A 12,591-nucleotide genomic window follows, 5' to 3' on the forward strand; every position below is an offset into this window, starting at 1 on the left:
CGATTCAGAATATGTGGCTGGCTTCTTGTGTGGAAGGATTAGCAATGGGCTGGGTTAGCTTTTATAAAAAAGCAGATGTTCGCGATATATTAGCCATTCCACCTCATATTGATCCGGTTGCATTGATTTCAATTGGCTATACAGATGATTATCCGAAGGCACCGATTTTAGAATCAGCAAAATGGGAAAAAAGACGATCGTTAGAAAAATTAATATATAAAGAAACATGGGGTAGTTCGTAATACATTCATAACAGGTGCTTTACTCGTAACTTGACAAGTAAAGCTTAAATGGTAAAATCAAGATTTTTGGTTGAGCCAGCCTGTTTTGTTTTAATAGAAGCAAATGAAGGACAACCATTCATTTTTTCTGTAGGAGGAAGTAGAAATGAAAAGAAACTATAATTGGGCTCTTTTAATAGCTGTAGTAGCTTTAACAGGTTACTTTTGGTCTAATTCATACGAAGAAGCCTATGCAATGCATATCATGGAAGGGTTTTTACCAATTGGATGGGCGGTTTTTTGGTGGGCACTAACACTCCCGTTTATCATTTTTGGCTTAAAAAGTATCCAAAAAAATGTGAGTGAACATCCTGAATTGAAAACAATGCTAGGTGTTTCCGGAGCATTTGCCTTTGTGTTATCAGCCCTAAAGATTCCGTCCGTAACGGGCAGTTGTTCTCACCCAACTGGAGTTGGATTAGGTAGTATCTTATTTGGACCAACAGCAATGAGTGTGATCGGTACGATTGTGTTACTATTTCAATCATTGTTATTGGCACATGGTGGGTTAACAACATTAGGGGCAAACGCTTTTTCGATGGCAGTTGTTGGCCCATTTATCGCATATGGTATCTATAAACTAGGAAGAAAAATGAAGCTATCATTTGCTGTATCTGTTTTTCTTGCTGCGATGCTAGGTGATTTAGGTACATATATTGTCACGTCGGTTCAATTGTCATTAGCGTTTCCAGCTGAGGTTGGTGGATTTTTCGCTTCTTTTATTAAGTTTGCTGGTATTTTTGGTATCACACAAATCCCACTAGCCATAAGTGAAGGATTATTAACAGTTATCGTGATGAATTTATTAATAAAATACAATATGACTGAACTAACAAACTTACCTACTATTAAGGAGGCGAGCTAACGATGAAAAATTTATTGCTATTTTTACTTGTTATTTTATTAGCTATTTTCCCTTTGTTCCTTCAAAAGGATGCGGAGTTTGGCGGAGCAGATGGTCAAGCAGAAGAAATGATTGGGGAATTGGCACCATCGTATGAGCCTTGGTTTTCATCGATTTGGGAACCTCCAAGTGGTGAAATTGAAAGCTTGCTTTTCTCTTTACAAGCTGCAGCAGGTGCTATTTTTATCGGTTATGTGATCGGCTTTGGACGAGCTAGAAAAAAATACTCGTCAAAAGATTAAAGGAGCTTGAATGTTAAAAATTGATCAGTACGCCTATATAAATGGTCTGAAACACGTTCACCCAGCTGAGAAAGTAGCGTTTGCGTTTGTTTTTTTGCTTTTTACGATCATCACGAAAAATAAAAGCATTGCTTGTCTCACATTTTTTATCATGAGCATTAGTGTTGTTTTTGCAGCTAAAATACCGTTATCTCAATATATAAAGCTTTTACTTTTACCATCTATGTTTTTGCTAACAAGTATGATGACGATTGTGATTTCAGTTACTTCAATAAACAGTAATGTAAATCCACTTTGGCAAATAGAAATAGGATCTTGGTCGATCTATACTAGCTTAGCGAATTTGAAACAAGCCTTTGATCTAGGTACAACCGTGATAGCTAGTATTAGTTGTTTATACTTTCTTATTCTAACTACCTCGATTAACCAGATTCTGTGGGTATTAAAACAATTAAAGCTTCCAATCTTATTCATTGAACTAGTTGGAATGACGTACAGATTTATCTTCGTGCTTTTAGATAAAATGCATGAAATTTTTCTTGCGCAGTCAAGTAGGCTAGGCTATCAAAATCATAAGGACTGGATCACATCAGTAGCACAATTAATTGTTAGTCTTTTTATAAAATCCTCTCAATCTGCAAAAGAGTTGCAAACAGCGATTGAAAGTCGTGGTGGTGAAGAGGGATTATATGATATTGAAATAGGAATAGCTATTAACCGGTCTCGATGTGCCGGGATTTTGGTGGTTGTGGTGGGGCTTTTCACTATTTCAATTTTAACAAGATAAATCTTAGTTCGCAGAAATGAGGTGCCCTATGAAATCACCACTCGTTACATTAGAACATGTTTCATATCAATATGGGGACGGAACAATGGCTTTAAACGATATCAACTTGTCAATTGAGCAAGGTAAAAAAATAGCTTTAATAGGAAATAACGGGGCAGGTAAATCAACCCTATTTCTACTCCTCAATGGTATTATTAAGCCTTCAAAAGGTACCATCACGTTTAAAGGGAAAAAAATCACCTATAATCGAAAAGAAATCAAACAACTTCGTCAACATGTTGGCATAGTCTTTCAAAATCCCGATTCCCAGCTTTTTTCATCAAGTGTATATGATGACATTATGTTCGGTCCGAAAAATTTAGGATTACCACTAGACCTTGTGAAGCAAAAGGTGCAAGAAGTGATGAGACTAACAGAAACAGAATCACTTAAAGACAAACCACCACATTTTCTCAGCATTGGTCAAAAAAAGCGAGTCTCAATTGCTGGTGTGATGGCAATGGAGCCAGAGCTTATGATCTTAGATGAACCAACAGCTGGACTGGATCCATATTACTCCAGAAAAATAATGGAATTACTTGGAACTCTTCATAGCCCAGATCGAACAATTATCCTGTCTACACATAATGTAGATCTTGCTTATGAATGGGCAGATGAGGTCATTGTGTTACATGATGGAGAGATTCTGTGTCAAGGAGCACCATATGATGTGTTTCAACAAATAAACGTTCTTCAGAAAAGTCACTTAGAAAAGCCGTGGGTGATGGAGGTTTATGAAAAACTACTTGAAACGACAGGCGTAGCCTCAACTACTTATCCTTCAACAAAAGCAGAATTCTTTGAAATGATGAATAAATTGTTAGGTAACAACCCCCCCTCCAAATAAGAGGGGGTTTATTTATTTCTTTCCGAAAACAAATAAAATGCCATGAAAAATTAAAACAAATGAGAAAAACAAAACTGTAAGTTCGCCTAAAAATATAACCAATTGACTAAGCGCAGCTAAAGGCTCACTTAAAGGTACATTAATTAAAGCAAAACCTGCAATCATACAAGCTAAAAATAAAAAAGGATGTCGATCAAACACCTAAAGCACTCCTTTTTGTAAATTTATAAGAAATTGGTTACCAAAAAACGGAAAACATTCATCTTAATAGTGCAATTATTCTTATCAAATTCAATAATTAGCAAAATTCGTTTTTTGATTGAAAAGCAATTATGGTGAATTTACTCATTGTAAAAAGATATAATTTATCCTTTTCTATATCATATTTTTAATCTTACAGATTGTTCATAAATATTTAGGGGTGAAGCCATAAAGAAAAATTAGTGATTATACAATTTTGTCTTTTGTTCATTCTATTCATTAAGCCATTTATTTGGGAATGATAATGATAACAGTAGACAATATAAAGGAGTTTTAAAAATGGAATCCAACTATTCTTTAGTACACAAACATGAAGACACGATGTTTATTCTTTGTGTACTTTCAACGTTTTTTTTAGCTATTTATTTATTACTATCTATTGTGGGGATTATTATCTTTTTAGTCATCGCGGTACTTTCCATTTTTTCGCACATCATATCTATGTCACATATCCAACTTAATGGTGTAAGGCTAAGAGAATCTCAATTTCCTGAATTGTATCAAAAGGTTAGTCACTTAGCTAACAAAATGGAAATGGAAACTGTACCAGAGGTATATATCGTTGAATCAGGTGGTCTTTTGAATGCTTTTGCCACAAAAGTTCTAGCGATTTATGGGAAAAATATGATTGTGTTATATTCGGATTTTGTTGATATTGCAGAAGACGCAAAGGATTTTGATATTGATTATGTGATTGCACACGAACTTGCCCATATAAAACGAAATCATGTGGTGAAAAGTGCATTTCTTTCACTTAGCATGTGGATTCCTTTTATCGGAACAGGTTATTTAAGAACGGCAGAATATACATGTGATCGCATGGCTGCTTATTATACAGAAAAACCTGAAAGTGCGATAAATGGCTTATTGATATTAGCGGCTGGCAGGCGTTTATATCATAAGGTGAATGTAGAGGATTATTTACAGCAATATAATGAAAAAAGAGGTTTTTTCACAACGTTAACTGAATTGCTATCAACACATCCACCTCTTCCGAAACGAATTTACGAAATTGAAACTTTTTCTGAAAGAGAGCCGAGCATTACCTTACTTAGCCGCACGAAAATGGCTGTTATCATTATGGTCATTGTTTTTCTATTAATTCCAATTGCAATTGCAGGTGGAGCTGTAGGTGCAACATTGTTGGCAGCAAAATTCAATTTCCTTAGTGATGTGTATCCGTCTGAATATAGTCCGCTTATGCAAGCAATTATCGATGATGATATGGATGAAGTACAATCACTTATAGAAGAAGGTGCAGATCCAAATGAGGTGAATGAGTATGGAGAAAATCCTTTAATTGTTGCTATTTCATACGAAAGACATGACTATATACCATTCCTTGTAGAAGCCGGTGCTGATCCAAATCTTCAGGATGATTATGGCTGGACTCCATTAATACAAGCTGTCATGATGGAAGATGTAGAATCAGGAAGATTATTACTAGAAGCTGGTGCTGATCCAGCACTCGAGGATGTTGATGGACTTACAGCAATTGATCATGCTACTGACTTGGGTTACACAAATTTTGTTGAGCTTTTAACACAGTATAAATAAGTTTTAAAAAAGAGCTGGGTGACAGCTCTTTTTATTTTTTCGAAGTACTTCATCATAGTTGTTAAAATATTTTGTAACTAATCCCCATATGAATAGTCTCTTTTCAGTTGGTTATAAATAATCAGATAGAAACCACTTTCTGACTTAAAAAGAGGTGTTTTACTTGTTTGGTTTTTTAAGGAGAAAAGCTCAGTTCCAACAGCAGCAATTCTTCAAAGAAAAGAAGGAGACTGATGGTCCTAAGCCGGAATTGGTTTCTGATATGGAGACAAACATCAAACAAATTCAAGATTTGATGGATTCTCCAAACGATTTAATCGTTAGAAGGTTATCATTCGGGAATAAGGGGCTTTGTCTTATATACTTTGATGGTCTTGCTGACAAGGAAACGATCAATCATTATATTATTCGTACCATACAATCCGAGCTTAAAGATGCTGAGATTGATCAACATTCAACTGAGAAGCTTCTAGAAAAATTTGAGAACGAGATAGTAGCTATTCCTGAAGTAAAGGTGACAAACACGCTAGATGATGTAAGCTTAGCGATTCTTTCAGGAGATACTGCTCTAATGATTGATTCAGAAGAAAAAGTCTTGCTGATCGGAACAAAAGGATGGGAAAGCCGTAGCATTTCAGAGCCTGTTACAGAAGCATTAGTGCGTGGGCCAAGAGATGGGTTTACAGAAAATATACAAACGAATATTGTTCATTTAAGAAGAAGGATAAAAGATCCTAACTTACATTTTGAATCATTTAAAGTAGGAAGACGTTCAAAAAAGGACCTTATTATATCATATGTAGCAGGAATTGTTCATCCTAGCATTGTGAAAGAAATACGAAGGCGCATTCAATCTATTGATATTGATGATGTTCTTGAATCAGGTTATGTTGAACAATGGATTGAGGATGATTTTTTATCTCCTTTTCCACAAATTCAAAATACGGAAAGGCCTGATAAAGTTGCCGCTGCAATTCTACAGGGAAAGGTCGCTATCTTTTTAGATGGAACACCATTTGTCCTGTTGGCGCCAATTACGTTTGCAGAAACCCTTCAATCACCAGAGGATTATTATGAACGCTGGTATATTGGCTCATTAATAAGAGGTTTAAGATATTTATGTGCGTTTATTGCTTTATTTTTACCAAGCTTATACGTTGCTTTAGTTTCTTTTCACCCTGGAATGATTCCATCAAAGCTTGCCTTTTCCATTTCTTCGACAAGAGATGGAGTTCCATTTCCCTCGTTGATAGAGGCGCTTTTTATGGAAATAACAATGGAAATCTTACGTGAGGCTGGGATTCGACTTCCAAAGCCAATTGGACAAACAGTAGGTATTGTTGGTGGGTTGGTTATTGGTGAAGCTGCCGTTAGTGCTGGTATTGTAAGTCCTATCATGGTGATTGTGGTAGCAGTTACAGCTATCTCTACCTTTGCCATCCCATTTTATTCGTTTGCTATTACAATTAGGATGCTTCGCTTTTTCTTCTTAATTGTAGCTGGCTTTTTTGGGTTCTATGGGATTATTTTGGCTTATATTATGATCAACATCCATATGGCGAACTTAAAATCTGTGGGTGTCCCATATACAACACCTTTTGCACCAACATTTTACAGTGATTGGAAAGATCTCGTGTTTCGTGCACCTCTTACTTTTTTCCAGAAACGACCACATTATTTGGAACCAGAAGACGAGAGTCGTATGAAAAAGGAGGAAGGCCAATGAAAACTGTAGAATATGCTGACCAAGAGATAGATGGGAAGGAATTAGCTTTCATCATTTCCTCAATGATCATTGGAATTGGAGTCCTGACCTTGCCACGCCTTGTAGCAACACACACAAAAGGATTAGATGGTTTGGTTTCTATTCTATCTAGTGGAGGCTTTTTCCTGTTTTTTGGGTGGCTGTTAGCTAAAAGTATTTCAAAGTTTCCAAAAAAATCGTTTTTTGAATTTACATCGGATATGATGACGAAACCGGTTGCGTTGGGATTAACCTCTATCCTGGCTCTCGCATTTCTATTTACTTGTTCATTAGAGACAAGAGTGATTGCCAATATTTCAAAGCTTTACATGTTTGATCAAACACCAATTGAGGCCATTGCACTTACTTTTCTGTTAGTTGTCATTTATTGTGTTTCTGGCTCAAGAGTTGCTTTATTAAGGCTAAATTTAATGTTTTTACCAATCGTACTTACGGTCACATTAGTTGTTCAGTTTTCGAATATTTCATTGTTTCAGCTTAGTAATATTCAACCATTTTTTACAACGTCACTAAATGGATATTGGCAAGGTGCACAAGAAACGATTTTTTCTTTTGTTGGTTACACCATTATCCTTGTTTATATATCCCTTTTAAAGTCACCTAAAGACGCACCCAGAATGACGATGGTTGGAATAGGTATTCCGATTCTACTGTATCTGGTGATCTATGTGATTACAATTGGGGTTTTTGGAAATTTAGCTACCTCTGAAATCATTTATCCGACAATAGAAAGTGCTAAAGAGATTGAAGCACCTGGAGGGTTTATTGAAAGATTTGAGTCCATTTTTTTTACCGTTTGGATTATGACTGTATTTAATACTTGTTCAATGGCTTTTGATATTAGCATCCATTTGCTGCACTCTATTACAAAATTAAAAAGGAAAACGATTATTCTTATCTTATCACCGCTTATTTATTATGTTGCCGTAACACCAGAGAATGCATATCAAATTCAGCTGCTAGGAAAAATACTTGCTGGTATTGGTTTTTTCTATGGAGTTATTTTTCCAGTTTTATTTTTTTGCCTAACAAAAATAAGGAAGGTTATTCAACATGCATAATTGTAAGATCCTTGTCGTTTTCCTTATTTTGCTACTTTGTAGTGGGTGTTGGGATGCAATTGAAATAGAGCAGCGTGGTTTTGTAATTGGTGCAGGAATCGATTTAAATGAAGAAAATAACGAAATGCCTCTCAAATTAACTCAACAATTTGTCGTCCCTTCTGCAATAGGTATGAACGCAGATAGTGATCCTGCTTTTCAAAATATTGTTTCGTCAGGAAATACCATGTTTGAAACAGTTAGACGAGTGGCTGCTAGAACAAGTCGATCTCCTTTCTATGAGCACATTAAGCTCATTGTTTTTTCAGAGCAGGTAGCAAAATCAGATTACTTTCCTGATGTACTGGACTATTTTCTCCGGTATCCAGAAATGAGAAGAGGAACTCAAGTGATGATTACACCTGAGAAAGCCTTTGATATTTTAGAAGTAAACCCTGCTAATGAAAAGTTGCCAACCATGTATATTCAATCCATTTCAAGAAATAATTATAAAAATGCAAGAATGATCCCACCAACAAGAATTGGTGATTTACATGAAAAATTACTTGATCATGAAAGCTTCATGGTACAGATGATTAAAAAAATAAATGGGGAAGAAGTAAAAATAGCAGGTCATGCTGTGTTCAACGGTAGTTCAGATAAACTGGTTGGCTTTATTGGGGAAGAAGCTACGGAAGGTGTAAATTTTATAACAGGCGAGATTGAAGGCGGACTTCTAGAAGCGAAGGTTGATGATGAAATTGTTGTTTATGAAATGGAAGAGGTTCAATCCGATATAACGCCTATATTTAATAGCCCTGATGATATTACCTTTAAGGTAAATATCAAAACATCAGGTTCAATTCCTGAAACTTATAAATCGTTCGACTTATTAAATGATCAGGAATTAGAACATACTGAGCAAGCAATTGAAAAAAGAATATATGAATTTACTGAAATAGCCATTAATGAAATTCAACAAGAACTAAAAACGGATATTTTTAAATTTGGGGAAAAATTGAGTGTGAAATATCCTGATGAATGGGAGAAAATCAAGGAAAAATGGGATTATGGAGAAAATTGTTTTAAAGATGCCAAAATTGAAGTGACTGTTAATTCAGTAATTAGTAAAAGCGGAGCAATAAATCGATCAACATTACAATGATGGAGGGGAAAATGAAAGATTTTTTTCAGCTTTTAATACCAACTGTCAGTGAATTGTTTTGCATGTTTTTAGCGTTTTTTATCCCTTTTGTTCTTTATCGGATCAGCGGAAAGCTTTATGAGGTTGGCAATCCAAGTTGGAAGCATAAAGAAGAAAATGAATAAGGGAGAGACCTTGTAAAGGTATTCTTTACAAGGTTTTCTCTGTTGAATTAGTTTCTGAGCGTTCTTAATGATTATTTAGGCATTATATTTTCCATCTTTTGCTTATCATTATATGATGGGAATAGAGATAGGAGGCAAGACGAATGGTTAAAGAAATTTATCTTAATAACAAGTTACTTAAACTAAATAGTTACAAAGAAGAAATGCTACAAAATTTAATTAGCATTTCAATCGAATTTTTCGTAACTAGTGAAGAATATCATGAAATCACAACATTACTTTATAAAAACAATTTTCTTGTGAAAGTTCCTGAGAAAGAGCATTCTTTTCAGGCAATGATTACGAACTATTCAACTTCATTAACGAATCTTTATGAAAAAGGTCAAGTAGCGACTTTTTCATTACGTTTACTTGAGGTAAAGGGGTAATGATGAGGTTAAGCATATTAGATCAATCTCCTATTTCATCAAATCAAACCGCTCAAGAGGCGTTAAACGAATCATTAAGGCTTGCCCAGGTAGCGGAAGAATTAGGGTATACACGTTATTGGATTGCAGAGCATCATGATTTACCAGGGCTTGCTTGTTCAGTACCAGAAGTGATGTTAAGCTACATTGGGGCAGGCACAAGTAAAATAAGAATTGGCTCAGGAGCTGTATTATTACCTTATTACAGACCATATAAAGTGGCTGAAACGTACAACATGCTATCAACATTGTTTCCAAATCGAATAGATATCGGTATAGGACGAGCGCCAGGTGGTTCCGCCGAAGCAACAAATGCATTATCGGATACCTTTTTAAAGCAAGTGTGGGACATGCCGAAAGCTGTTGAAGAACTTCTTCATTTTATTGAACGAGATTTTCCTCAAGATCATCCTTATTCTAAAATCTCTGCTGCTCCAGTCCCAGCCATTGCTCCTGAAGTTTGGCTTCTTGGTACAAGTAAGAAAAGCGCCCAATTAGCTGCAGAAAATGGAATGAGTTACGCATTTGGGCACTTCATGAGTGAAAATAACGGGAAAGAAATCATTACACAATATTTAGATGCGTTTGAATCAAAGAAATCAGAAAAGCATCCCTATGTCATCTTAACCGTATCAGTGATTTGTGCAGAAACAACTGAGCGAGCTGAAGAAATCGCCCTAAGTTCATTCATATGGGGGATACAGCAAGCAAAAGGTGAAGGACAACAGGGAATACCTTCTATTGAAGACGCAAAAAATTATGAACTTACTGAAGATGAAAAACAGTCTCTTGAAAAGAGAAAGCAAAAATCAATTATCGGTGATCCTATAACCGTTAAACAAAAACTAGATGAATTAAAAAAGAATTATCACGTGGATGAAATCATGATTGTAACGATCACTCATTCCCCAGAAGATCGTCTTCAATCATACCGCCTACTTGCTAATATTTAATTTTATTTTTTTAGAAAAGTGCGTTTCAATTAGCGCACTTTTTTTATTTTGGTAGAAACTTTTTTTAACTAAATACAGTCTTATCTTTGAGGAATATTTTATATAAAATAGAAATGACTGGTAACGTTAAAAAAGAAAGCAGGTATTATATGGGGAAAAGATTATACTATTTAGACTATTTAAGAGTTATTTTAACAATCGTTGTTATTATTCATCATACTGCGATTGCATATGGAGCAGGCGGGGATTGGATTTATAAAGTTGTTGATGATGATGAGTTAACAATTTCTATGATTGTATTAACTCTTTTTACAGCTGTGAATCAAGCTTATTTTATGGGCTTTTTCTTCTTCATTTCGGGTTATTTTACACCTAGTTCATATGACCGAAAAGGAGCTTCCTCTTTTTTAAAGGAACGCTTTATCCGTCTTGGCATTCCATTGCTTTTTTATGTGTTTATATTAGGTCCTGTTATTACCTATTATGCTCATTTTCATGAAACGATGTCTCTATCAACTTACTATATGAAAGAAGTATTTACCTTCCATACGATACATTTTGGACCACTATGGTTCGTGGAAACTCTCATTTATTTTACTATTGTCTATGTTATTATTCGAAAGGTAATGAAGAAAAGAACTGTGCTGAAAATCAATCCACCAACGTTATTACGTTTGTTCCTTACAGCTATCCTGCTAGGAATAACAGCATTTCTTGTGAGACTTGTTTATCCTGTTGGTGAGAGTTTCTTAGGATTACAATTTGGTTATTTTCCTTCCTATATTTTGTTGTTTATTGTGGGGATTATCGCTAAGCGCCATAATTGGTTGGAGTTAATAAATAAGAAAGTTGTGAAAAGATGGCAATTGATCTCTATTATAACGATTCCCGTTTTACCAATTGCTTTAATTGCAAATGGTGCTTTGGATGGTGGTCTACAATTTGAAGGTGGTATTAATGTTCAAGCGCTTGTTTATGCATTATGGGAACCTTTTGTTGCAATTGGTCTTATTTTAGGATTTCTAGCTTATTTTAAAGAACATGTTAACAATTCAAGTTCTTTTAAAAATAACTTAGCACAAGCAGCATATACCGTTTATATTATTCATCCGGCAATCATTGTTGGACTGAGTTTATTATTTCATGGAACCTTTTATCCAATGATTGAATGGATCATTGTGAGCTGTTTAGCCATCATTCTTTGCTTTTTTATTAGTAGCCTCATTATTAAAATTCCCGGTATGAAAAAGATTTTATAGGGGATTTTTTGTGAATAATACTTAAGATCTAGTCAAATCTATAAATATGATCATAAAAAAGGAGTCTATAATTATGAAGGAATTTGAAATAGAGCATATGATTATTGATGATGGATTTGACGGAGAAGAATGTGTAACAGCAGATTTTACACATAGCAATAAAGAATACAGCATTACGTTTAAAAAATCTGACCTTGAACTAATCAATGCATGGGTATTTGAAAACGAAACATCATTACCGGCAAACTTATCAGACAATTTGATTGAATCATTGAGAGATGAGGTAAGAAAACAAATATAGTTGGGTTCAGTAGAATTAGCGGGCTTCGTAAATGGTCATTATTTTTTGGTTTCAGCTGCTATATTATCGGTTTATACCTTATATTGGATCTAACGAATGGTTTTATCCTGCTTTTCATGCCAAAGCATACGCATCTCTTATTTGCGTATGCATTTTTTACTTTGTAACTAAAATAGAATGCACAAATGGAAACTATTACAAAATTAAGACGCTATTACTATAATTTTTACCTAATTCTGGATCTAGCGAATGATTTTATCCTACTTATCAATGCCAAAGCATACGCATCTCTTATTTGCGTATGCTATTTTTACGTTTTAACTAAAAAATGATACATAAATGGGAGAAATTACAATATTTAGCGCTAATACGATGAGTTTTTACCTAATTCTGGATCTAACGGATGGTTTTATCCTACTTATCAATGCCAAAGCATACGCATCTCTTATTTGCGTATGCATTTTTTACTTTGTAACTAAAAAAGAATGCACAAATGGAAACTATTACAAAATTAAGACGCTATTACTATAATTTTTACCTAATTCTGGATCTAGCGAAT

Annotated in this window: 15 protein-coding genes; 14 read left to right on the plus strand and 1 reads right to left on the minus strand. The window is 34.8% G+C overall.

From position 1 onward, the window contains the following. From ACEWK1_RS24400 to ACEWK1_RS24420, 5 genes are all read left to right on the plus strand, one after another. A partial coding sequence (locus tag ACEWK1_RS24400) for a nitroreductase family protein (RefSeq protein WP_416636738.1) occupies window positions 1-242 on the plus strand: 242 nt, incomplete at its 5' end. Window positions 243-387: 145 nt separating this feature from the next. After that, on the plus strand, window positions 388-1,146 hold the full coding sequence (locus tag ACEWK1_RS24405) for an energy-coupling factor ABC transporter permease (protein WP_212134860.1): 759 nt from the start codon (window positions 388-390) through the stop codon (window positions 1,144-1,146). Between the two features lie 2 nt (window positions 1,147-1,148). After that, on the plus strand, window positions 1,149-1,427 hold the full coding sequence (locus ACEWK1_RS24410) for an energy-coupling factor ABC transporter substrate-binding protein (protein ID WP_121661718.1): 279 nt from the start codon (window positions 1,149-1,151) through the stop codon (window positions 1,425-1,427). 10 nt (window positions 1,428-1,437) lie between these two features. Beyond that, a complete protein-coding gene (cbiQ, locus tag ACEWK1_RS24415; RefSeq protein WP_212134862.1) occupies window positions 1,438-2,214 on the plus strand; it encodes a cobalt ECF transporter T component CbiQ in 777 nt (258 codons plus the stop codon). A 28-nt stretch (window positions 2,215-2,242) separates the two neighbouring features. After that, window positions 2,243-3,100, plus strand: coding sequence for an energy-coupling factor ABC transporter ATP-binding protein (locus ACEWK1_RS24420; protein WP_212134864.1), 858 nt, complete (start codon window positions 2,243-2,245; stop codon window positions 3,098-3,100). A 12-nt stretch (window positions 3,101-3,112) separates the two neighbouring features. Here ACEWK1_RS24420 and ACEWK1_RS24425 read toward each other — a convergent pair whose 3' ends face one another. Then, window positions 3,113-3,301, minus strand: a complete 189-nt coding sequence (locus ACEWK1_RS24425) for a hypothetical protein (protein ID WP_121661721.1) — start codon at window positions 3,299-3,301, stop codon at window positions 3,113-3,115. Window positions 3,302-3,640: 339 nt separating this feature from the next. On the opposite strand from ACEWK1_RS24425, the gene ACEWK1_RS24430 reads away from it, so the two are divergent. The 9 genes from ACEWK1_RS24430 (at window position 3,641) to ACEWK1_RS24470 (ending at window position 12,032) form a co-directional block, all read left to right on the plus strand. Continuing rightward, window positions 3,641-4,918 carry a M48 family metallopeptidase gene (locus ACEWK1_RS24430; protein ID WP_212134866.1) on the plus strand — a complete coding sequence of 426 codons (1,278 nt, stop codon included), beginning with the start codon at window positions 3,641-3,643 and terminating at the stop codon, window positions 4,916-4,918. A 262-nt stretch (window positions 4,919-5,180) separates the two neighbouring features. Continuing rightward, window positions 5,181-6,644, plus strand: coding sequence for a spore germination protein (locus tag ACEWK1_RS24435; protein ID WP_416636742.1), 1,464 nt, complete (start codon window positions 5,181-5,183; stop codon window positions 6,642-6,644). After that, window positions 6,641-7,744 carry a GerAB/ArcD/ProY family transporter gene (locus ACEWK1_RS24440; protein WP_416636739.1) on the plus strand — a complete coding sequence of 368 codons (1,104 nt, stop codon included), beginning with the start codon at window positions 6,641-6,643 and terminating at the stop codon, window positions 7,742-7,744. The genes ACEWK1_RS24435 and ACEWK1_RS24440 overlap by 4 nt, the downstream gene beginning before the upstream one ends. After that, on the plus strand, window positions 7,737-8,888 hold the full coding sequence (locus tag ACEWK1_RS24445; protein ID WP_212134870.1) for a Ger(x)C family spore germination protein: 1,152 nt from the start codon (window positions 7,737-7,739) through the stop codon (window positions 8,886-8,888). Before ACEWK1_RS24440 ends, ACEWK1_RS24445 begins: the two co-directional genes overlap by 8 nt. A gap of 11 nt (window positions 8,889-8,899) precedes the next feature. Continuing rightward, window positions 8,900-9,052, plus strand: coding sequence for a hypothetical protein (locus tag ACEWK1_RS24450; protein WP_162987320.1), 153 nt, complete (start codon window positions 8,900-8,902; stop codon window positions 9,050-9,052). 143 nt (window positions 9,053-9,195) lie between these two features. Further along, window positions 9,196-9,480 (plus strand): DUF3219 family protein, encoded by a 285-nt coding sequence (locus ACEWK1_RS24455; protein WP_212134872.1) that lies wholly within the window; start codon window positions 9,196-9,198, stop codon window positions 9,478-9,480. Between the two features lie 2 nt (window positions 9,481-9,482). Beyond that, on the plus strand, window positions 9,483-10,472 hold the full coding sequence (locus ACEWK1_RS24460; protein ID WP_212134873.1) for an LLM class flavin-dependent oxidoreductase: 990 nt from the start codon (window positions 9,483-9,485) through the stop codon (window positions 10,470-10,472). A gap of 149 nt (window positions 10,473-10,621) precedes the next feature. Beyond that, window positions 10,622-11,731, plus strand: a complete 1,110-nt coding sequence (locus ACEWK1_RS24465) for an acyltransferase family protein (protein WP_416636740.1) — start codon at window positions 10,622-10,624, stop codon at window positions 11,729-11,731. A 73-nt stretch (window positions 11,732-11,804) separates the two neighbouring features. Then, window positions 11,805-12,032, plus strand: a complete 228-nt coding sequence (locus ACEWK1_RS24470; RefSeq protein ID WP_121661729.1) for a hypothetical protein — start codon at window positions 11,805-11,807, stop codon at window positions 12,030-12,032. Window positions 12,033-12,591 lie beyond the last annotated feature (559 nt).

The sequence above is a fragment of the Metabacillus sp. YM-086 genome (assembly GCF_048059995.1).
Classification (GTDB): domain Bacteria; phylum Bacillota; class Bacilli; order Bacillales; family Bacillaceae; genus Metabacillus; species Metabacillus litoralis_B.

What these genes read in the sequence shown, in the direction of transcription:
- ACEWK1_RS24460 (WP_212134873.1), top strand. Translation starts at nt 9,483, where the DNA reads ATGAGGTTAAGCATATTAGATCAATCTCCTATTTCATCAAATCAAACC.
- ACEWK1_RS24445 (WP_212134870.1), top strand. Translation starts at nt 7,737, where the DNA reads ATGCATAATTGTAAGATCCTTGTCGTTTTCCTTATTTTGCTACTTTGT.
- ACEWK1_RS24410 (WP_121661718.1), top strand. Translation starts at nt 1,149, where the DNA reads ATGAAAAATTTATTGCTATTTTTACTTGTTATTTTATTAGCTATTTTC.
- ACEWK1_RS24420 (WP_212134864.1), top strand. Translation starts at nt 2,243, where the DNA reads ATGAAATCACCACTCGTTACATTAGAACATGTTTCATATCAATATGGG.
- ACEWK1_RS24455 (WP_212134872.1), top strand. Translation starts at nt 9,196, where the DNA reads ATGGTTAAAGAAATTTATCTTAATAACAAGTTACTTAAACTAAATAGT.
- ACEWK1_RS24470 (WP_121661729.1), top strand. Translation starts at nt 11,805, where the DNA reads ATGAAGGAATTTGAAATAGAGCATATGATTATTGATGATGGATTTGAC.
- ACEWK1_RS24435 (WP_416636742.1), top strand. Translation starts at nt 5,181, where the DNA reads ATGGAGACAAACATCAAACAAATTCAAGATTTGATGGATTCTCCAAAC.
- ACEWK1_RS24405 (WP_212134860.1), top strand. Translation starts at nt 388, where the DNA reads ATGAAAAGAAACTATAATTGGGCTCTTTTAATAGCTGTAGTAGCTTTA.
- cbiQ (WP_212134862.1), top strand. Translation starts at nt 1,438, where the DNA reads ATGTTAAAAATTGATCAGTACGCCTATATAAATGGTCTGAAACACGTT.
- ACEWK1_RS24450 (WP_162987320.1), top strand. Translation starts at nt 8,900, where the DNA reads ATGAAAGATTTTTTTCAGCTTTTAATACCAACTGTCAGTGAATTGTTT.
- ACEWK1_RS24430 (WP_212134866.1), top strand. Translation starts at nt 3,641, where the DNA reads ATGGAATCCAACTATTCTTTAGTACACAAACATGAAGACACGATGTTT.
- ACEWK1_RS24465 (WP_416636740.1), top strand. Translation starts at nt 10,622, where the DNA reads ATGGGGAAAAGATTATACTATTTAGACTATTTAAGAGTTATTTTAACA.
- ACEWK1_RS24440 (WP_416636739.1), top strand. Translation starts at nt 6,641, where the DNA reads ATGAAAACTGTAGAATATGCTGACCAAGAGATAGATGGGAAGGAATTA.